Source organism: Kribbella sp. CCNWLW201 (assembly GCF_037203805.1).
In the GTDB taxonomy this organism is placed as follows: Bacteria; Actinomycetota; Actinomycetes; order Propionibacteriales; family Kribbellaceae; genus Kribbella.
This window is the reverse complement of sequence record NZ_JBBCBQ010000004.1, coordinates 97,847-116,833: the sequence shown is the minus strand read 5'-3', so window position 1 is coordinate 116,833 and position 18,987 is coordinate 97,847. Positions and strand designations below refer to the sequence as shown.

16 protein-coding genes and 1 riboswitch are annotated in these 18,987 nt (G+C 68.5%); of the genes, 7 read left to right on the top strand and 9 right to left on the bottom strand.

Going from position 1 to position 18,987, the window contains the following annotated elements:
- Positions 1-26: 26 nt before the first annotated feature.
- A complete protein-coding gene (locus V9K99_RS19090; protein WP_337009239.1) occupies positions 27-569 on the top strand; it encodes a dihydrofolate reductase family protein in 543 nt (180 codons plus the stop codon).
- Here the strand turns inward: V9K99_RS19090 and V9K99_RS19085 are convergent.
- The gene (locus V9K99_RS19085; protein WP_337009237.1) at positions 566-862 is read right to left on the bottom strand and encodes a hypothetical protein; all 297 of its coding nucleotides are present in this window, start codon (positions 860-862) and stop codon (positions 566-568) included. The genes V9K99_RS19090 and V9K99_RS19085 overlap by 4 nt on opposite strands.
- 60 nt (positions 863-922) lie before the next feature.
- On the opposite strand from V9K99_RS19085, the gene V9K99_RS19080 reads away from it, so the two are divergent.
- Complete coding sequence (locus V9K99_RS19080; protein WP_337009235.1) at positions 923-1,450, top strand: GNAT family N-acetyltransferase; 528 nt, start codon at positions 923-925, stop codon at positions 1,448-1,450.
- 3 nt (positions 1,451-1,453) lie between these two features.
- Here the strand turns inward: V9K99_RS19080 and V9K99_RS19075 are convergent, their stop codons facing one another.
- Positions 1,454-2,221, bottom strand: a complete 768-nt coding sequence (locus tag V9K99_RS19075) for a class I SAM-dependent methyltransferase (RefSeq protein WP_337009233.1) — start codon at positions 2,219-2,221, stop codon at positions 1,454-1,456.
- 15 nt (positions 2,222-2,236) lie between these two features.
- Positions 2,237-3,172 (bottom strand): SDR family oxidoreductase, encoded by a 936-nt coding sequence (locus V9K99_RS19070; protein ID WP_337009330.1) that lies wholly within the window; start codon positions 3,170-3,172, stop codon positions 2,237-2,239.
- Between the two features lie 94 nt (positions 3,173-3,266).
- On the opposite strand from V9K99_RS19070, the gene V9K99_RS19065 reads away from it, so the two are divergent.
- Both V9K99_RS19065 and V9K99_RS19060 read left to right on the top strand, forming a co-directional pair.
- Entirely contained in the window at positions 3,267-3,926 is a 660-nt protein-coding gene (locus V9K99_RS19065) for a TetR/AcrR family transcriptional regulator (RefSeq protein WP_337009231.1), read from the top strand.
- A gap of 99 nt (positions 3,927-4,025) precedes the next feature.
- Positions 4,026-4,865 (top strand): HAD family acid phosphatase, encoded by an 840-nt coding sequence (locus tag V9K99_RS19060; RefSeq protein ID WP_337009229.1) that lies wholly within the window; start codon positions 4,026-4,028, stop codon positions 4,863-4,865.
- Between the two features lie 6 nt (positions 4,866-4,871).
- Here V9K99_RS19060 and V9K99_RS19055 read toward each other — a convergent pair whose 3' ends face one another.
- The 4 genes from V9K99_RS19055 to V9K99_RS19040 all read right to left on the bottom strand — a co-directional run bounded on the left by V9K99_RS19055 (position 4,872) and on the right by V9K99_RS19040 (position 11,110).
- Positions 4,872-5,348 carry a GNAT family N-acetyltransferase gene (locus tag V9K99_RS19055; protein ID WP_337009227.1) on the bottom strand — a complete coding sequence of 159 codons (477 nt, stop codon included), beginning with the start codon at positions 5,346-5,348 and terminating at the stop codon, positions 4,872-4,874.
- A 16-nt stretch (positions 5,349-5,364) separates the two neighbouring features.
- Positions 5,365-8,982: a methionine synthase gene (gene metH / locus V9K99_RS19050; RefSeq protein ID WP_337009225.1), complete on the bottom strand. Its 3,618-nt coding sequence runs from the start codon at positions 8,980-8,982 to the stop codon at positions 5,365-5,367.
- Positions 8,983-9,002: 20 nt separating this feature from the next.
- A riboswitch (S-adenosyl-L-homocysteine riboswitch) is annotated at positions 9,003-9,082 on the bottom strand.
- 70 nt (positions 9,083-9,152) lie between these two features.
- A complete protein-coding gene (locus V9K99_RS19045; protein ID WP_337009223.1) occupies positions 9,153-9,686 on the bottom strand; it encodes a TetR/AcrR family transcriptional regulator in 534 nt (177 codons plus the stop codon).
- Entirely contained in the window at positions 9,683-11,110 is a 1,428-nt protein-coding gene (locus tag V9K99_RS19040) for an MFS transporter (protein ID WP_337009221.1), read from the bottom strand. The genes V9K99_RS19045 and V9K99_RS19040 overlap by 4 nt, the downstream gene beginning before the upstream one ends.
- Positions 11,111-11,242: 132 nt before the next feature.
- Here V9K99_RS19040 and V9K99_RS19035 point away from each other — a divergent pair, with 132 nt between their 5' ends.
- The 3 genes from V9K99_RS19035 (at position 11,243) to V9K99_RS19025 (ending at position 15,554) form a co-directional block, all read left to right on the top strand.
- Positions 11,243-12,115, top strand: a complete 873-nt coding sequence (locus V9K99_RS19035) for an NAD-dependent epimerase/dehydratase family protein (protein WP_337009219.1) — start codon at positions 11,243-11,245, stop codon at positions 12,113-12,115.
- 130 nt (positions 12,116-12,245) lie between these two features.
- Positions 12,246-13,178 carry a hypothetical protein gene (locus V9K99_RS19030; RefSeq protein ID WP_337009217.1) on the top strand — a complete coding sequence of 311 codons (933 nt, stop codon included), beginning with the start codon at positions 12,246-12,248 and terminating at the stop codon, positions 13,176-13,178.
- A 153-nt stretch (positions 13,179-13,331) separates the two neighbouring features.
- Entirely contained in the window at positions 13,332-15,554 is a 2,223-nt protein-coding gene (locus V9K99_RS19025) for an HNH endonuclease signature motif containing protein (RefSeq protein WP_337009215.1), read from the top strand.
- Between the two features lie 349 nt (positions 15,555-15,903).
- Here the strand turns inward: V9K99_RS19025 and V9K99_RS19020 are convergent, their stop codons facing one another.
- Both V9K99_RS19020 and V9K99_RS19015 read right to left on the bottom strand, forming a co-directional pair.
- Entirely contained in the window at positions 15,904-17,157 is a 1,254-nt protein-coding gene (locus V9K99_RS19020; protein ID WP_337009213.1) for an MFS transporter, read from the bottom strand.
- A 152-nt stretch (positions 17,158-17,309) separates the two neighbouring features.
- On the bottom strand, positions 17,310-18,902 hold the full coding sequence (locus V9K99_RS19015; RefSeq protein ID WP_337009211.1) for a S1C family serine protease: 1,593 nt from the start codon (positions 18,900-18,902) through the stop codon (positions 17,310-17,312).
- Between the last annotated feature and the right edge of the window lie 85 nt (positions 18,903-18,987).

The window sequence follows — 18,987 nt, the reverse complement described above, 5'->3', positions numbered from 1 at the left end:
TGGACGAGCGAGCCGGAGGTTTGACGATGGCGAAGGTGCTGTACTCGGTGACGATGTCGGTGGACGGATTCATCACCGGGCCGAGTGGCGACATGCAATGGATGCGGCCGTACCTCGGGCCGAATCCGGAGATCGAGGAGCTGATCCCGAAGATCGGGTCGCTGCTGATCGGACGGCGGTCGCACGACGGGGACGATCCATACAAGGGCGAAGCCGGCGAGGGCGAGGCCTTCGGCGGCGGATGGGACGGGCCGATGTTCGTGGTCACGCACCGCCCACCGGCCAGCCCCGAGCCAGGTGTCACGTACGTCGAAGAGTTCGCGAAGGCACTCGCGATGGCGAAGGACGCGGCCGGCGACAAGTACGTCAACGTGATCGGCGCGAACATCGCCAAGCAGTGCATCGAGGCCGGCGAACTCGACGAGGTGCTGCTCTGCTTCGCGCCGGTGATGCTCGGCGACGGCACCCGGCTCTTCGACTACCCCGGCGGCCGCACCGTCGGTCTCGACCGCTTGAGCCTGACGGAGAACCCGCTGGCCTCCAACCTCTGGTTCGCGGTCTCGGGCTAGAAGTCGACCGCCGTGGAGTGCATGACCGCGCGGATCTCCACCGCGCGGCCAGGACTGCGGGTGTCCGGGAGGAGATGCGCGAGTTCGACCGCGCGGGCCGGTGTCTCCACATCGACCAGGTAGTACGCGTCGATCGGGGCCGCGCGGGCACGGTCGGGAACGGTGATCGCCAGCTGTGGATCAGCCAGCAGTTCGCCGCCGACCAGCTCGCCGGCCTCGCGGGCGGCATGCTCGAACTCGTCGCGACACAGGTCCGCATCGGTGTCGCCGGACAGGATCAGCAAGAACTTCATCGGCGTACTCCTCTCACTGATACGACGGAGTCGCGGCCGCGGTTTTGACATGATGGCGGGATGTTCGTGCGAACCGAGCGATTGGGCCTGCGGCGTTTCACGACCGCGGACGCTGAAGCCTTCGCGGCGTACCGGTCGGCGCCGGAGGTGGCCCGGTACCAATCGTGGGACGCGCCGGTCAGCCTGGCGGACGCGCTCGAGTTGGTCCAGGACTTCGAGCAGGGCGATCCGGCCGTGCCCGGCTGGTTCCAGTACGCGATCGACCTGGACGGCGTACTGATCGGGGACCTCGGTCTCAACCTGCACGATAACCTCATGCAGGCGGAGCTCGGCTTCACGCTGTCACCGGCGTACCAGGGGAACGGCTACGCGACCGAGGCCGTGCGCGGGCTGCTCGATCACCTCTTCATCGAGCGGAACCTGCATCGCGTCTCGGCCGAGTGCGACGCCCGCAACACCGCGTCGGCGCGGCTGCTCGAACGCGTCGGTTTCCGGCAGGAGGGTCTGCGGCGCGCCAACTCGTGGTTCAAGGGCGAGTGGACCGACGACCTCCTGTTCGGCCTCCTCCGCACCGACTACGTCAGCTGACCTTCAGCTGGTGGCCTTCGCGGCCCACGCCCTTGCGGTCAATCGGATCGAGCCATCCGCCTCGATCGGCAACCGCGAGCGCACCGCTTCCCGCAGTACTTCCTGATCTGCCTCGGGCAAGCTGCGCAGGTAGGCCGGCGCGACGCCCTGCCCACCCAGGAACGGCTGCCAGTAGTCGTCGAACGAGGAGAACTCCGTCGGTACGACGATGTCGCGCGTGCCGACCGTGGTGAACCCGGCCGCGATGAACATCTCCTCGAGGCCCTCCGGCGTACAGAACGAGAAGCGGATCCCCTCGTCGTGTTCGCGGTCCTGCGGCCGCACCTCGGCCACCGCGTCGAAGAAGTACCGCATCAGTTGCATGCCGTCGGCGTAGTCCCAGACGTACACCGCGACCGTCGAGCCGATCTCCCGCATCCGACGCAGGGCCTCGACCCGTTCGGGGATGAAGTTGAGCACCAGCCCGGCGACGACCGCGTCGTACGGGCCGTCCGGGAGCTCGGCCGCGGACCTCACCTCGAAGCCGGCCCGCTCGTCGTCGACCGTCTTGCGCGCGTACCCGATGAAGCCTTCCGACGGGTCCACGCCGAGCACAGAGGCGGGGTCCGCCCTACGCAGGATCGTGCTGGTCAGAGCGCCCGTACCGCAGCCGACATCGAGCCAGCGCAGGCCGGCGGGCTGGGCCAGCCAACCGACGAACTCTTCTGCGACCACCCGGCTCCAGCGGCCCACGTAGGACTCGTAGATGTCTCCAGCCGACCACTCGTTCATGTCCGCAGAGTAGGCCTACTTGACGTGGGTTGGGAGGGATACGCCGGTGAGCTCTTCGGCGGCCTGCCAGAGGCGAGCGTTGGCTTCGCGGTCGAGTGATCGCTTCGGCGGATCGACGAGCTTGGTCGGGCCGACCAAGCCGAAGCGGCCGGACGGGCCGTAGTACGCGCCCGGCTTGGCGTCCGGACTGGTTGCCGCGAACAACAGTGGCTCGGTGCCGAGCTCCACGTCCTGGCTCGGGAGCGGGTTGAAGCGCATCGCGAGTTCGATGTGACGCGGCGTCTTGTCGCGGCCGAGGCTGGCACCGGCGGTCTGCAGGTTGGTGCGGGTGAACCCGGGGTGCGCGGCGTTGCTGAGCAGCGGCCAGCCGTGGTCCGCGGCGAGTTGCGCGAGATGGTTGCTGAACATCAGGTCGGCGAGCTTCGACTGCGCGTACGCCGCCGTCCTTCGATACCTGCGCTCCCACTGGAGATCGTCGAAGTGGATCCGGCCGACGTTCGCGGCACCGCTGCTCATGGTGGTGATCCACGGGTTCGGAGCAGCCAGGACCAGCGGCAGCAGCCGGAGGGTGAGCGCGAACGGGCCGAGGAAGTTGGAGCCGAACTGCAGCTCGAACCCGTCCTTGGTGGTCATCCGGGTCGGCGGCCTCATCACCCCGGCGTTGTTCACCAGCAGGTCGAGGTGCGGCTCGTCCGCGGTCAGCGCGTCGGCGAACTCCTTGACCGATGCGAGGTCGGCGAGGTCGATCCGCCGTACCTCGAGCTGGGCGTGCGGGTGCTCGGCGAGGATCTCGGCCCGGGCCGCCTCGCCCTTCGCGACGGTGCGGACCGCCATCACCACCCGGGCGCCGGCCGCGGCCAGCCGCTTGGTGGCTTCCTTGCCGGTGCCGCTGTTGGCGCCGGTGACGACTGCGAGCCTGCCGGTTTGATCAGGTACGACGTACATCTGCATCTCCACTCATAAAAGACTGGTGGTCTGTTATGACGGAGACAGTAACAGACCGGCGGTGCGTTAACAACAGACCGCCGGTCTGTAGACTGTGAGGGTGACGACATTCCAGCGGGCCCGGAGCGCGGAGCAGCGGGAGGTCCGGCGCCGGGCGATCCTCGACACGGCCGCGGCGATGCTGACCGAGCTACCGGTCGCGGACCTGAGCCTGAACGAGCTGAGCCGCCGCGTCGGCCTGGCCAAGTCCAACGTGCTCAAGTACTTCGAGTCCCGCGAGGCCGTCCTGCTCGAGCTGTGGGGCATCGAGTTCGAGTCGTGGGTCGAGGACGTGCGGACGGCCCTGCGAGACGTCACCGGCAGCCCGGCCGAGCGCGGCGAACAACTGGTCGACGCAGTGGTCCGGACGCTGTCCGCGCGGCCGGTGTTCTGCGACCTGATCAGTGCACAGGCGTCCGTGCTGGAGCGGAACATCTCGACCGGTGTCGCACTCACCTTCAAACGCGCGGCCCTCCGAGGCTTCGAGGGGCTGTTGACCGTAGTTGTCGAAGCCGTTCCGCAGATCGGCGTGGACGGCGCGTCCCGCTTCATCGCCAACGCGAGCATGCTGGCCGGCGCGATCTGGACCCACTCCCACCCAACCCCCGCCATCCTGGCCGCCTACGACGCCGACCCTGCCCTCGCAGCCATCCGCCAAGAATTCGAACCAGCCCTCCGCGAAGCCCTCACCACCCTCCTACACGGCGTCCTCCCCCGCTGAGCGTGCAGGTTTCCCCTGGAGTTGGGGATGGGGAACTCCATTGGTCGCGAATGGAGTTAGTTTGCTTGCGCACGCTTTTCTTCGTGGAGAGGTCCACCCATGCATATCCGTTCCTGGCGGCGGCCGGTTCTGACCGGCATTGCGGCGGTCGCGGTCGCGTCGGTTGTCGGCGGGGTCGCGTACTCGGCCGGAGTCGCGGCCCAGCAGCCGGCCATCCAGACGTCGACACCGCGGACCGAGCGGCAGGTCACGAACATCGACGTACTGCGCCAGCAATTGCGTAACTACTACGGCGATCCGCTCGGCACCGGGACGTTCGGTGCCGACAGCAACTACGCCAAGGAGGCCAGGTCGGTCGCCGCGGCGGGCACGCGATGGATCTCCGCACCCCATCACACCCAGAAGACCAAGGCGATCCTGCTGGATGTCGACGACACCTCGCTGGCCACCTGGAACTACGAGATCGCCAGCAACTGGGCGTACAACCCGGCGACCAACGCGACGTACGTGCTGGACCAGAAATTCCCCGCCGTACCGGGAATGGTCGACCTGGTGAAGACGGCCGAGCGCGAAGGCTACGCGGTCTTCTTCCTGACCGGGCGCGGTGCCGCGCAGGAGCAGGCGACGCTGGGCAACCTGACCGCGGACGGCGTCGGCGTCGACGCGGGCTTCCCGAAGCCGACCACGCTGCCGAACGGCGAGGACGGCCTGTTCACCAAGCCGGCCGTCGCCGACTACCCGGACTACCTGAAGACGGCCTGTGCCGCCGACCCGAACGGTTCCTGTACGACGATCCACTACAAGTCGGCGACCCGCGCGCACATCGAGTCGCTCGGGTACGACATCGTCGCGAACTTCGGCGACCAGTTCAGCGACCTCAAGGGCGGGTACGCCGACCGCACCTTCAAGCTCCCCAACCCCAACTACTACCTGCCGTAAGCCCCGTCAGACCTGCTTGATGTAGCGGTGGCAAGGCACCGGAAGCGTGCCGGTCTCGACCGACGCCGGGTAGTCGAAGGCCCCGGCGTCGGTCCAGCCGCTGCGCTCGTAGAAGCGGCGGGCGCGTGCGTTGCCGGTCGCGACCGCGAGCCAGGCCTCGGCGTGCCCGTTGGCCTTGACCTGCCGTTCGGCTTCGGTGAGCAGTACGCCGGCAATGCCCGAGCCACGGTGGTCGCCGGATACGTACACCTGCTCCACCTCGTCCCCGACCACCATCACGAAACCCGCGACCTCGTCGCCCACGACCGCGACGGTCGTATCGGCGACGCGGTCGGCGGCCCGGGTCCAGAACGACTCCTTGGTCCGGATCGCGACCAGTTCGTCCGGCACGTGACCGAGGTGCCCGTCGCCCCACCCGGAGTACCAGATGGCGGCGACGGCATCGGCGTCGGCGGGCTCGGCAGGACGGATCGAAGCTGTCATCCCGTCAGGGTGACATTCAGTCCGGGTCGTAGGCCAGGTTCGGCCGGAGCCAGCGCTCCACCTCGTCGACGGACAACCCACGCCGTACGGCGTAGTCCTCGATCTGATCGCGGCCGAGCCGGCCGACGCTGAAGTAGCGCGACGCCGGGTTCTGGAAGATCAGACCGCTGACCGCGGCCGCCGGCGTCATCGCGTACGAATCGGTCAGCCCGAGGCCGATCTCCGAGGCCTCCAGCAGCTCGAACAACTCCTTCTTCTCGCTGTGATCCGGGCTCGCCGGGTACCCGAGCGCCGGCCGGATCCCGCGGAACCGCTCGGCATGCAGATCCTCCAGCACCGGCTCCGCGTCGGGCTCGAACCAGGCCCGCCGCGCCTCCAGGTGGATCCATTCGGCAAACGCCTCGGCCAGCCGGTCGGCCAACGCCTTGACCATGATCGCGCGGTAGTCGTCGTTCCGAGCCTCGTACGACGCCGCGAGCGCCTCGGCACCGTGGATCGCTACCCCGAACCCACCGAGGTGGTCACCGGCAGGCGCGACGTAGTCGGCCAGGCACCGGTTGTGCCGCCCGGCCGGCTTCTCGGTCTGCTGCCGCAGCATCGGGAACGACACGTCCTGACCGTCCAGGATGATGTCGTCACCCTCGCTGTGCGCCGGCCAGAACCCGTATGCGCCCTCGGCGGTAAAGGAGCCGTCGGCAATGATTTCGTCGAGCAGCGTGTTCGCGTCGTCGAAGAGCTCGCGGGCCACCGGCTGATCCAGGATCGCCGGGTACTTGCCCTTCAATTCCCAAGCCAGGAAGAGGAACTGCCAGTCGATCATCTCGCGCAGTGTCTCGATCGACGGCGACACCCGGCGCAGTCCGGTGAACGCGGGCACAGGGACTTCGTCGTACGAAACCGGCTCGGCATTGGCGCGTGCCGCGGCCAGCGAGAGGAGCGGGCTGCGCTGCTTGTTGGCGTGCTGCTCACGCAGTCGCTCCTGCTCGATGCTGTTGCTTCGGGCAAGTTCCTCGGCACGCTCGTCGTCGAGCAGGTCCGACACGACGCCCACCACGCGCGACGCGTCCAGCACGTGCACAGTCGTGTGGTGGTAGGCCGGCGCGATCCGTACGGCGGTGTGCTGCTTCGACGTTGTCGCACCGCCGATCAGCAGCGGGAGCTTGAGGCCGCGACGCTGCATCTCGGTGGCGACGGCAACCATCTCGTCGAGCGACGGCGTGATCAGGCCGGACAGGCCGATCGCATCGGCGCCCTCTGCAACGGCCGTGTCCAGGATCTTTGCCGCCGGCACCATCACGCCGAGGTCGATCACCTCGTAGTTGTTGCAGCCGAGCACCACGCCGACGATGTTCTTGCCGATGTCGTGCACGTCGCCCTTGACCGTGGCCATCACGACCTTGCCCTGGCCGCGGACCGCTTCCGCGCGTCCCTCCAGCCGCGCCTGCTCCTTCTCCGCCTCCATGAACGGCTCCAGGTAGGCGACCGAGCGCTTCATCACCCGGGCGCTCTTCACCACCTGCGGCAGGAACATCTTGCCGGCGCCGAACAGGTCGCCGACGATCTTCATCCCGTCCATCAGCGGGCCTTCGATCACCTGGAGCGGCCGCGGCAGCTGCTGCCTGGCCTCTTCGGTGTCGGCCTCGATGTAGTCGACGATGCCGTGGACGAGCGCATGCGACAGCCGCTCCTCGACGGTGCCCTCACGCCAGGACAGGTCGACCTCGCGCTGAGTGCCCTTGCCCTTCACGTTCTCGGCGAAGCTGACCAGCCGGTCGGTGGCGTCGTCGCGCCGGTCGAAGATCACGTCCTCGACGAGTTCCAGCAGGTCCGCCGGGATGTCCTGGTAGACCGCGAGCTGGCCCGCGTTGACGATTCCCATGTCCAGGCCGACCTGGCCGGCGTGATACAGGAACGAAGAGTGCATCGCCTCCCGGACCACGTCGTTGCCGCGGAACGAGAACGACAGGTTCGAGATCCCGCCGCTGATGTGGACGCCCGGACAGCGTTCCTTGATCAACGGCAACGCCTCGATGAAGGCCTTGGCGTAGCCGTTGTGCTCGCTCATGCCGGTGGCGACCGCGAGCACGTTCGGGTCGAAGATGATGTCCTCGGCCGGGAACCCGACCTTCTGCGTCAGCAGGTCGTACGCCCGGCCGCAGATCGTCACCTTGCGCTCGACGGTGTCGGCCTGGCCCTGCTCGTCGAAGGCCATCACCACCACGCCGGCGCCGTAGTCGCGGATCCGCCGGGCGTAGGAGAGGAACTGCTCCTCGCCCTCCTTCAGGCTGATCGAGTTGACCACGCCCTTGCCCTGCACGCATTTCAGCCCGGCTTCAAGCACCGACCACTTCGAGCTGTCGATCATGATCGGGATCCGGGCCACCTCGGGCTCGGTCGCGATCAGGTTCAGGAACGTGGTCATCGCCTGCTCGCTGTCGAGCAGGTCGGCGTCCATGTTCACGTCCAGCAGGTTGGCGCCGCCGCGCACCTGCTCCAGCGCCACGTCGACCGCGGCCTGGTAGTCGTTGCCCTCGATCAGCCGCCGGAACCGGGCCGACCCGGTCACGTTGGTCCGCTCGCCGATCATCACGAACCCGGTGTCCGGCCCGATCTTGAACGGCTCGAGTCCGGAGAAGCGAGTGGTGTCATTCGGCGGTACGACGGTCCGCGGCTGCAGGCCGGCCACGTTCCGCGCGATCTCCTCGATGTGCGCGGGCGTCGTACCGCAGCAGCCGCCGACGATGTTGACCAGGCCGGACTCGGTGAACTCCCGCAGCATCCCGGCGGTCTGTTCCGGCGTCTCGTCGTACCCGCCGAAGGCGTTCGGGAGGCCGGCGTTCGGGTGCGAGGCGACGTAGGTGTCGGCGAAGCGGGCCAGGTCGACCACGTGCGGGCGCAACTCGGCCGCACCGAGTGAGCAGTTGACGCCGACGACCAGCGGCTTGGCGTGCTCGACCGACGCCCAGAACGCCTCGACCGTCTGGCCCGACAGGGTCCGGCCGCTCAGGTCGACGATCGTCACCGAGATCCACAGCGGCAGGTGCGGTGCGACCTCGCGGGCCGCCATGATCGCGGCCTTCACGTTGAGGGTGTCGAAGATGGTCTCGATCAGCAGCAGGTCCACGCCGCCCTCGGCCAGCGCCGCGATCTGCTCGGCGTACGTGGCCCGCACCTGCTCGAACGTCACCGCCCGGTACGACGGATCCTCCACCCGCGGCGACAGCGACAGCGTCACGTTGAGCGGGCCGACCGAACCGGCCACGAATCTACGGCTGGACCGGTTTCCGAATTCATCCGCCGCCTGCCGGGCCAGCCGGGCAGCGGCGACGTTCATCTCCCGGACGTACGCCTGCATGCCGTAGTCGGCCTGGCCGATGCTCGTCGCGGTGAACGTGTTCGTGGTGGTGATGTCCGCGCCGGCCGCCAGGTACTGCCGGTGGACGTCGAGGATGAGGTCCGGCCGGGTGAGGTTGAGCAGGTCGGGATCACCGGTGACGTCATGGGTGTGGTCACCGAAGCGATCGCCCTGAAAGTCGGCGGTGGTCAGCTTCGCGGACTGCAGCATCGTGCCCCAGGCGCCGTCGAGCACCACGACCCGCTGCTCCAGCAGCTCCCGCAGAGCGGTTTCACTCATCTGCCGTCACCTCCAGAAAATCTCCGGAGGCGCCCTTGCAAACAGAACCCGGGCCGAGCGTGGCGGACCTGAGCGACCCGTTGCAGCGCCTCTCGACCTGGCCGCACCATGTTAGCGGCGTCACACAGGGATTACAGGGCCCATGCCCACTTGGTGAGACCGCTGTTCAATCAGTGGATGAGCGCCTGGATGCCGGGCGCGTAGAGATCGGCGATGAGTTCGGCGTCCGCGGTCGCGGTCGGGCCGGTCTTGTCGATCGACATGGTGGCGCCGATGCCGAGCAGTTGGGCGGTGATCAGCTCGGCCCGCAGGTCGGCATCGTCTCCGGTCAGGCGGGCCGCAAACGCACGTGTGACCTGGTCGCGGAAGTGCTCACGGATCAGGGCTCGCTCGTCGCCGCTGCCGGCCGAGAAGATCACCCTGACCAGCAGGTCGAGCCCGTTCTCGCGGCGATAGTTCACCAGCGTCAGCACAGCGTGCCGGCCGAGATCCTCGTCGGGCGCATCGAGCAGTAGCTCCGCCGCCTCACTGAAGTCCGCGACCTTGTCGAACAGGGATTCCTTGCTGCCGAAATGCTTGACGATCAGGGCCGCGCTCACGTTCGCGTCCGCGGCGATCCCACGCAGGGTGACCACGTTGTACGGCTGGAGTGCGAACGCCCGCCGCGCCGCTCGGAGGATCGCGATCCGCCCGGCGTCCGTCACGTCGTACCCTCCCGCGCGGGTTCCGTGACCACCATCGGCTCTGCGACTGGTCGCCGTACCGGAATCAGCAGGACGAGCCCGGCCGCGACCACCGCCGCCACCCCGGCGATCACGAAGACGATCAGGTACGCCGACAGCGCGGGCGCGACCTGGTTGGTCTTGGTGATCGTCACGCTGGTCAGCACGGTCACCACGATCGTGCTGCAGATCGCAGCCCCGACCGTGCGCATCAGTGTGTTCAGGCTGTTCGCCGCGGCCGTTTCGGTCACGGGCACAGCATGCATGATCAGGGCCGGAAATGCCGAGTACGCGACCGCCGTCCCGGCCGAGACCACCGTCGCACCGGCCACGATCCCGGCGACGTTGCCGCTGGTGAACAATCGGACGACGTACCCGGCCGCCATCAGGATCGACGCGATCACCAGGGTGAACCGCGGACCGCGCGCGGTCGAGATCCGGGCGGACACGGGCGACAGCAACACCATCGCGAGACCGCCGGGCAGCAGGCACAAACCGCTGATGAAGATCGACTCACCCAGCCCGTAGCCGGTCCATGTCGGCTCCTGCACGAGTTGCGCGGTCGTCAGCGAGTTCGCGTAGAACGAGAACCCGATCAGCAGCGCGGCGAGATTGGTGAACAGTACGGCGGGACGCGCGGACACCCGCAGGTCCACGAGCGGACTGGTCGTCCTGAACTCGAACCATCCCCACAACGGCACGATCGCCGCGGCTCCGACGTACAGCCCGATGGTTGCCGTCGTGCTCCAGGTGCTGCCCTTCGACACAGCCAGCAACAGGCAGACGAGCAACGCGCTCATGCCGAGTGCGCCCAGTACGTCGAACCGGCCGCGCGTCCGCACCGCCGACTCGGGCACGATCAGCAAGACCAGGGCGAAGTCGAGCACACCGATGCCTGCGCAGATCCAGAACATCGTGTGCCAGTTCGAGTACTCCACCACCAGCGTCGCGGCCGGGATGCCGAACGCCGCGCCGACGCCCAGGGTCGAGCTCATCATCGCGATCGACGGGAGCACCCGGCGCGGCTCGAGTTCGTCTCGCAGGATGCTGATCCCGAGCGGGACCACGGCCACCGCGGCACCCTGGAACGCACGCCCCACGATCAGCACGGCCAGCTCTGAACTACTTGCGCAGAGCAACGATCCGATCACCATCGATCCGAGCGCGATCAGCAGCACCCGGCGCTTGCCGTACATGTCACCGGCCCGGCCGAGCAGCGGCGTGAACACCGCACCGGCGAGCAGCGTGACCGTGATCAGCCAGCTCACGTCGGCCGGCCCGCGGTGCGTGATCCGAGGCAACTCGGGCAGCAGCGGTACGACGATCGTCTGGCTGATCGAGACGAGAACACCGCAGGAGGCCAGCGCAGTCAGGACGAGACGCGGACGAGCTGGGCGGACGGTCACGCGACCCCCTCGCAGTGGTGAACAGCTGTTTACTTTCACTTCAGCTTAAACGGCCTGACCGGAAGTGGCCCACCGAATTACGCGTGAACTGGACCACTCGACAGGTCGCGGCAATCGCTTAGCGTGCAGCCCATGAGGATCTTTCTCGCCGGCGCAACGGGCGCGATCGGGCGTCTGCTGGTGCCGATCCTGCTCGCCGACGGCCACGACGTCACCGCCCTGACCAGACGCGACCCGTCGTCGCTCCGCAGGCAGGGCGTGACGGCTGTCGTCGGGGATGTGTACGACGCTGAGTCGTTGCGCGAGGTGGTCGCGGCGGCCCGGCCGGACGTGGTCATGCACCAACTGACCGACCTGGGATCGCGCGACTTCGTGGCGAACGGGCGGATCCGGCGGGTCGGTACCCGCAACCTCGTCGACGCCGCATTGGCCGCGGGTGCGCGACGGGTGATCTCTCAAAGCATCTCGTGGGCGTACGAGGGCGGCGACGGCCCGGCTGTCGAGTCGACATCGCTGGATCTCGCCGCACCGGACGAGGCTCGCCGCGGGATGGTCGAGGCGGTGGCCGAACTCGAGAACATCACCGCCGAGGCTCCCGAGTGGGTGGTGCTGCGTTACGGCATGCTCTACGGCCCCGGCACTTGGTACACGAAGGGCGGCCTCATGGCCGACACCGGGAGACTCCCCACCGGCTCCGACATCACGAGCTTCCTTCACGTCGAGGACGCCGCGATCGCCGCCGTACAAGCCCTCGACTGGCCGACCGGAGCCGTCAACATCGTCGACAACGACCCGGCCCCAGCCTCCGCCTGGTCCCCCGCCTTCGCCGCGTCCGTCGGTGCGACTGCTCCACCGATTGCCGCGACCAGCCGACCCACAGAACCCACGCCGCTCACCCACGTCAGCCAACCGACCTGGGCCCGTGGCGCGTCCAACACCCTCGCTCGGACCCGCCTCGCATGGACCCCCATCTATCCCACTTGGCGCACCGGGTTCGCCAGTTGATGTGCCGAACAACCGCCCCCGTCGTCCAGCCGCAGGTGCGCAACAATCCGACCGGCCCGAGCGAATCCACGGCATAACCTTTCCCGCGCTCGGCCCCATCGTGCTTAATGGGGAGAGAGGGGGAGGGCAGATGTCCCAACCAAGCACCATGCGTGCCGGCCTCGTGGCCGGCGCGGCGATTCTTCTCACGACGGCATTCCTGCCGCCTGCGCAGGCCCGAGTGGGGACCGCGGAGGGTATGGCCGCCACCTGCACCATGGATGTCGGATCGGTGACCGCGGCAGGGGGCCATACCTACCGGCGCGTCATGGCCGGCGCGCCGCCGACTGTCACCCCAGTCGCCAACCGGGCCGGCGCCGCGATCTACCCGCCGGGTGCGGTGCGACTCAGCACCACCTTCGTCAACCAGCCCGATGTCGGTTTGTCGCACATCGGGGGCTGGGTCGTGCAGGGGGATGCTCTGTACCGCAGCAGCTACACGCTGGATTCCGTCGGACGGCTGACGGACCCGCCGTTCCTAAGCCGGGTCGGTGGCGGGTGGACGGATTTCAAGCTGGTCGAGGAAGCGGAGTATGGCCCGGTCGAGCACGGGGGAGTTCTCCGGAACTACGAGTACGGACTGAGAAACGACGGCCTGCTGGTCCGGTGGCAGAACATCAACGGGGTCTGGCGGCGGAACGCCGGTGGGGTCGGGTTCGAGGCCGTCAAGACGATGACTCTGATCAGCAAGACCGCGACGTACGACACGTTCCTGGCGAACACCCGTGGTGGTGCGCTCTACACGATCCGGATCAGTACTGCCGTACCGGCGACCTTCTACGTCGAGCGGGTGCGAACCACGACCTGGCACGTGTTCGAGAAGCTGCTCGCCGTGAAGTGTGGGCTGTACGGCACACTTCTGCTCGGGATCGACAAGGGCTCCCAGTCCGGTTACCTGTACGCCGTCGGTAACGCGAACGGGCTCTCAACAGTGATCCAGGGCCTCGGGAAGGTCCAGGGCACTTTCCCCGACCCGGTCGACTTTCGGTGGCGGGGCGAGTTCGACCCGCTCAACGGCGACTGACACAACGTCGAAGGGTGTCACTGAACTTGCCTGGGCGGCCTGCCCGAGAACAGCGCTGCCATGCATGACGGACACCATCCACAAACAGACGTCCGGTCACAACTCCATCGAGGATGGTTGAGCGTAAGGGAACAGATGTTCTAATATGGATCCATGAGAGAGACGCTCATCATCGGCCTCGGCGGCGACCATCCGGTCCTCGCCGAGGCCGTCACGCGTACCGCATCCCGCGTCGTCTCTTCGCCCGACCACTCCCGCGCTCCCCTCCCACCCGGCCAGACCATCCCTATCCCGTCCGGCCGCGCCGCCGCCGTCCCGCCCGACCACACCGGCGTGCCTTTCGCACCCAGCCAGACCTGCTCTTCGATCCCGCTCGGCGAGGTCTGCGTGCCGGATGATCTCTTCCTTGCGGAGGACCTCGATATGCCGGGCGGCCCGAGGTTCGTCAGCGAGCAGGACCAGTGGGACGCCGAGCTCGACGAGCTACTGGGCCGGGACCGGTTCTCGGCCGTCGACGCCCGCGAGTGGGAGGAGTGGAACGGCGTCGACCAAGACGACGCGGAGCGGACGATGCTGCGCCGCGACGCCCCGGCGTGGGTGGACCTGCCGCCCGGCGGCGCGCTGGCGGTCGCGGTGGAACAGACCCGGCCGCAGGCGATGTCGCCGGTGCCGTTGATCGAGCTGCTGAAGGCCTGCACCCGGGAGTCGGGGTGGATCGAGGCGGTCAAGGTGGAGGCGATGGCCTCGTTCTACCGGCAACGCCAAGCCGAACACGCCACCTCCCCGCGCCCGACCCAGTACGACACCAAGGGCCGCCCGATCGACCCCGAACGCTCCTGGTACGCCGAGATCGCCCTCGCCCTCGGTCTATCCGAACAGACTGTCGCCCGCAAGGTCACCACCGCGCTGCGCCTCACGTCGACGCTGCGGGCAACCCAGACCGCGCTGAAGTGCGGCGCCCTCACCTGGGGCAAGGCCCTGGCCATCGCCGAGGCCACCGCCGACCTGCCCGACCAGGCCGCCCAAGCCGTCGAGGCCCACGTGCTGAAACGGGCCGCGGCCCAGACCCACAAGAACCTGCTCGAATCCCTGCGCCGCCAGGTCGCCAAACACCGCGCAACCGAGGACGCCGACGACCACCGGGCCGCGGTCGCCGACCGCACCTGCAAGATCGTCCCGCTCGCCAACGGCATGGCCGGGCTGTGGATCGTCCACACCGCCGACAAGATCCAGCAAATGTGGGTCACCATCCAGGCCATGGCCACCCTCGCCAAACGCGGCACCACCACCAAACAGGCACCCACCGACACGGAGCCCACTGACACGACGTCTGCCGACACGGCAGCCGCTGCCACTGCGACTCCCACCAGCACGACACCCACCGCTACGGCGCCCGCTGGTACGACGCCGGACGGTGCGACGCCCGCTCGTACGACGCCGCACGGTGCGGCACCCACCGCTACGACGCCTACCGACACCGCATCTGCGCGCACGGCCGGCGCCACCCCGCCCACCGCGAACCCGACTCCCACACCCGCCACCTCCACCACTCCCGAGGCCCGAAGCGCCGCGGATGGCACGGACTCGACCGCGGACACCGCCGCGGCGGCCACCGCTCCCGGTATCGACGTCACCACCGAACCGGTCAAGGACGCCCGGTCCGCCGGACAGCGCCGCGCCGACGTCACCGCCGACCTGTTCGAACACATCCTCCGCAATGGCCTGGACTGGCTCGCCCGCCGACTCCCCGACCAACACCGCCGACGCCCCCACATCGAAGTCATCATCCCCGCCACCACCCTGCTCGGCCTCGACGACGACCCCGCCGAACTCACCGGCTACGGTCCCATCCCGGCCGAGATGGCCCGCCGCATCGCGACGAACGGCACCTGGCGGCGACTGTTGACCGACCCGGTCAACGGCACGGTTCTCGAGGCCTCCACCACCCGCCACGACCCCGGCACCCTGATCACCGAAACCCTGCTCGCCCGCCATCCCGTCTGCGCCTGGCCCGGCTGCAACCGCACCTCCCGCGACTGCGACCGCGACCACACCACCCCCTTCAAACAGTCCCGAACCACAAGCCTCACCGGGCTCGCGCCGTACTGCGAGTACCACCACGTCATCAAAGACACCCCCACCTGGGGCTGGACGACCACCAGCCACCCCGACGGCTCCATCACGCTGACCACCCCCACCGGCCACCGCTACACCACCGTCCCACCCGCCCGCGGACCCATCACCCAACAACCTGGCACCAGCCCCAGCCCCATCCCAAGCCACAACTACCCAGGCAGCCACGAACACCGCATCACCGACGTCGGCCCCGACCACGTGCCCCGGCGCGTAGTCGCTGACGACCCACCACCCTTCTGACCACCGCCACTGCGCCGCCGGTCTCCTGGCCAGACCCACCCTGGCACCGCGCGCTGTCCCGCCCCCCGGCATCACTGCTCCCTGACCACCTCGCCCCCCGCCGCCGCGCCCGCTGCCCGTTCCCGAGCAACTGACGGCTGCCCGCCACACATTGCGCCGACTGCCTCGCCCACCCGCCTCACCGGTGCCCACGGCAAGCAACAGTTTGAAGTCGCCCGAGAATCACGCCAGTGCGCGTTGCATGCTGCGCACTGCTCACCCCCCGCCCCGCCCGTCTGCAGTCTGCGGCCTACCGCGATGTGCGCCGCCGTTTGCGGCACTGCCGGGGTGATAGGGCAGCACCCGCCTGCTAGTCACCGACTTCCTTGGCCAACTCATGCACCGACTTTCGGGCTAGCAATAGAGCGCAGGCGATGGCGCCAAGGGCTACGGTGGCGAGACCTGAGGCGCCGAGCGTTGCTCTTGGGCCTAGGGCTGTGGTCAGCGGGCCGCCTAGGGCTGTGCCGAGGGGCGACGCCGTCAGAAGGACTGAGCTGCGGGCGGCGAGGACTGCGGCCAGGTGTTGTGGTGGGGACTTCGCCTGGACGAGGGTGATCGAGAGCGGGACGAAGGGGCCGTAGATTGCTCCGCCGAGCATGAAGCAGATGACGGTGACGGCGATCGGGACGTCGAAGCCGAACGGCAGGAGCAGGAGGCCCCAGAGGACGACGATGGCTAACGTCACGGGCCAGAGTGGGAGCTGGCGCAGGGCACCGATCGTGAGGCCGCCGAGGACTGCGCCGATGCCGAACAGCATCCAGTAGAGGCCCAGCAGCGTGCCCGGTGCGTCCAGATCGTTGGTCACGTGCAGCGGCAGCGCGACCTCGACCGGGCCGTAGAGAAAGTTGAAGAACCAGGTCAGCGCCAGCAGCCCGATCAGCTCGGGATGCGAACGCAGGAACGCGAACCCACCGCGCGCAGCCGGCTCATCCGCGGCCACAACGGGTCGTGATTCCGGCAGTCGCGTACTGACGACAATCGCCGCGAGGAACAACCAGCTAAGAGCATCAAGTCCGATCACCAGCGCAGGGCTGACGTACGTCACCAGCACACCGGCGATGGCAGGACCGGCAATCGTGGCAGCGAAGTTGAGCGAGCTGACGAGCGTGTTCGCGGCCAGTCGCTGTTCCTCGGGCAACAGCTCGGCCATCAGCGTGTACATGGCAGCACTGCCCCAGGCATGCAGCAATGACGAGACCGCGAGCAGTACGACGTACAACGCAGGCGTCAGGAATCCGGCGAACCAGGCCAGCGGTACGGCGCCCAGGAAGACTCCGCGCACGATGTTGTCGGCCAGCAGAATGCGCCGAGGCGGGAGCTTGCGCAGCTGGCGACCGAACACCAACGCGCCGACCACGCCAGGCAAGGTGTACGCCGCCACCGCGCCGCCGACCCACAGACCCGCGGTCGCCTCCGGTGCGAGTTCGATGGCGAGCCACGCCACCGCGACGAAGCTCATCCCGTCCCCGAGGTACGAGACCGCGAAGCCGAGGATCAACCGCCGGAGCACCCGGTTGGCGAGCACCGGCCGGTACGCGGCGGGCACGAGGCGTCGAATCACCATGGACTCACGCTAAGTGCGCCGTACCCGCGGAGGCTTCTTCATTCCTGACCTGTCCGCACAACACAGCGATCGGGCCCGGACGCCCCGGAGGGGGTGAGAGGCGCCGGGCCCGATCGGTTTCGGTCCGCTTCAGCGGGGGGAGTAGCGCTGTGTCAGCGGACCGGGCCAGTGATGAGTTCGATGGTTGCCTTGTGCTGCTGACCGACCTGGTCGACCCAGCCGACCTCGACCTTGTCGCCGGGGTGGTGCTGGTTCAGCAGGGTCGACAGGGTGTCGGGCGACTCGACCGTTTTGCCGGCGAAGGTGGTGATCACGTCTCCGGCCTCGATGCCGGCCTCGTCCGCCTTGCCGTTCGCGAGTACGTCGCCGACCACCGCGCCGGTCGTGTCCGCGTTCGACAGGACCGAGACTCCGAGCATCGCCGACTCGCCGATGTGCACGGTGTCCGACGCCTTGCCGTCCTCGATCTGATCGGCGATCTGCATCGCCTCGTTGATCGGGATCGCGTAGCCCTGCGTCGTGGTCTGCCCCTGCCCCTGGCCGTTGCCCTGCCCCTGGCCGTTGCCCGAGCCGTCACCGGAGCCGTCGCCGAACCCGTTGCCGTCGCCGAATCCAGGTCCGAAGCCGGGGCCGTTCCCGTCCGCGGTCGTGGTCGCCGTACCGGTGGTGGCTGCCAGCGTCGCGGTCGCGGCGGTGGCCGTGGACGCGGCCGCCTGGCCCGGTCGTCCGCTGCCGCCGTTGTTGCCGCCCGAGCCGGCCGTGTCGACGCCGATCACCTCGCCGGAGGCGTTCGCCAGCGGTCCGCCGGAGTCGCCGGCCTGGATGTTGGCGTTGGTCTGGATCAGGCCGGTCAGGTTCTCCGGGTCCTGGCCGTTCTCGTCGGTCGCGGTGATCGACTGGTTCAGCCCGGTCACTGTGCCGGCCGCGTAGCTCGGCGTACCGCCGGCGCCGCCCGCGTTGCCGATCCCGACCACCTGGTCGCCGACCGCGACCTTGTCCGAGTCGCCGATCTTGGCCGTCTGCAGCCCGGACGCGTCCTTCAACTTCAGTACGGCGATGTCGTGGTCCTCGTCGTACCCGACCACACTCGCGGCGTACGTCTTCCCGTTGCCGACGTCAACCACCGAGATCGAGGTGGCACCCTCGACCACGTGGTGGTTCGTCAGCACCTCACCGTCGGAGGTCAGCACGATCCCGGTCCCGGCCGCCCTCGCGTTCTCGTACCCGAGCACGGTGTTCACGTTCACCAGGCCGGGCGAGACCTTCGCCGCCACCGCCGCCGGATCCAGCTGCTGCTGCGAGAGCTGCGAACCGCTGCCCGCGTGCTGGTCGATGCCCCAGGCAACCGATCCGGCGACCAGCGCGACCGCGAGCCCCAGCGCGCCGGCGCCGAGCAACCGCCGGCCGCGCTTCGGCGGCTTCTGCTGCTGCGGTACGCCGTACGCCGGGTAGCCGGGGAACGGCATCCCCGCGTATGGCGCCTGCTGTCCGGGGTACTGCGGCCCGCCTTGGTAAGGACCGGCCGGGTGCCAGTACCCCGGCTGCTGCCAGGGCCCCTGCGGACCGGGATTCAGCGGACCTTGCTGCTGTGGACCGGGGTTCTGCGGACCGTGCTGCTGTGGACCGGGACCCTGGTTCCCGAAACCTTGCTGACCGGCGCCCTGCTGCCCCGCGCCGCCCTGACCGGCGCCCTGCTGCCCCGCGCCGCCCTGTCCAGCTCCCTGCCGTCCCGCGTTGTCGTTCATTCCCGGTGCCCTCCTCGGCCAGTTCCTTCTGCCTTCGAGTAGAGCTCGCGAGACTGAGAACTCCATCGGGCGAACCAATGAGTTG

Bases quoted from the DNA above. Each gene is read 5' to 3' on its own strand.
- V9K99_RS19090 (WP_337009239.1), top strand. From the start codon at position 27: ATGGCGAAGGTGCTGTACTCGGTGACGATGTCGGTGGACGGATTCATC.
- V9K99_RS19085 (WP_337009237.1), bottom strand. From the start codon at position 862: ATGAAGTTCTTGCTGATCCTGTCCGGCGACACCGATGCGGACCTGTGT.
- V9K99_RS19080 (WP_337009235.1), top strand. From the start codon at position 923: ATGTTCGTGCGAACCGAGCGATTGGGCCTGCGGCGTTTCACGACCGCG.
- V9K99_RS19075 (WP_337009233.1), bottom strand. From the start codon at position 2,221: ATGAACGAGTGGTCGGCTGGAGACATCTACGAGTCCTACGTGGGCCGC.
- V9K99_RS19070 (WP_337009330.1), bottom strand. From the start codon at position 3,172: ATGCAGATGTACGTCGTACCTGATCAAACCGGCAGGCTCGCAGTCGTC.
- V9K99_RS19060 (WP_337009229.1), top strand. From the start codon at position 4,026: ATGCATATCCGTTCCTGGCGGCGGCCGGTTCTGACCGGCATTGCGGCG.
- V9K99_RS19055 (WP_337009227.1), bottom strand. From the start codon at position 5,348: ATGACAGCTTCGATCCGTCCTGCCGAGCCCGCCGACGCCGATGCCGTC.
- metH (WP_337009225.1), bottom strand. From the start codon at position 8,982: ATGAGTGAAACCGCTCTGCGGGAGCTGCTGGAGCAGCGGGTCGTGGTG.
- V9K99_RS19035 (WP_337009219.1), top strand. From the start codon at position 11,243: ATGAGGATCTTTCTCGCCGGCGCAACGGGCGCGATCGGGCGTCTGCTG.
- V9K99_RS19030 (WP_337009217.1), top strand. From the start codon at position 12,246: ATGTCCCAACCAAGCACCATGCGTGCCGGCCTCGTGGCCGGCGCGGCG.
- V9K99_RS19025 (WP_337009215.1), top strand. From the start codon at position 13,332: ATGAGAGAGACGCTCATCATCGGCCTCGGCGGCGACCATCCGGTCCTC.
- V9K99_RS19020 (WP_337009213.1), bottom strand. From the start codon at position 17,157: ATGGTGATTCGACGCCTCGTGCCCGCCGCGTACCGGCCGGTGCTCGCC.
- V9K99_RS19015 (WP_337009211.1), bottom strand. From the start codon at position 18,902: ATGAACGACAACGCGGGACGGCAGGGAGCTGGACAGGGCGGCGCGGGG.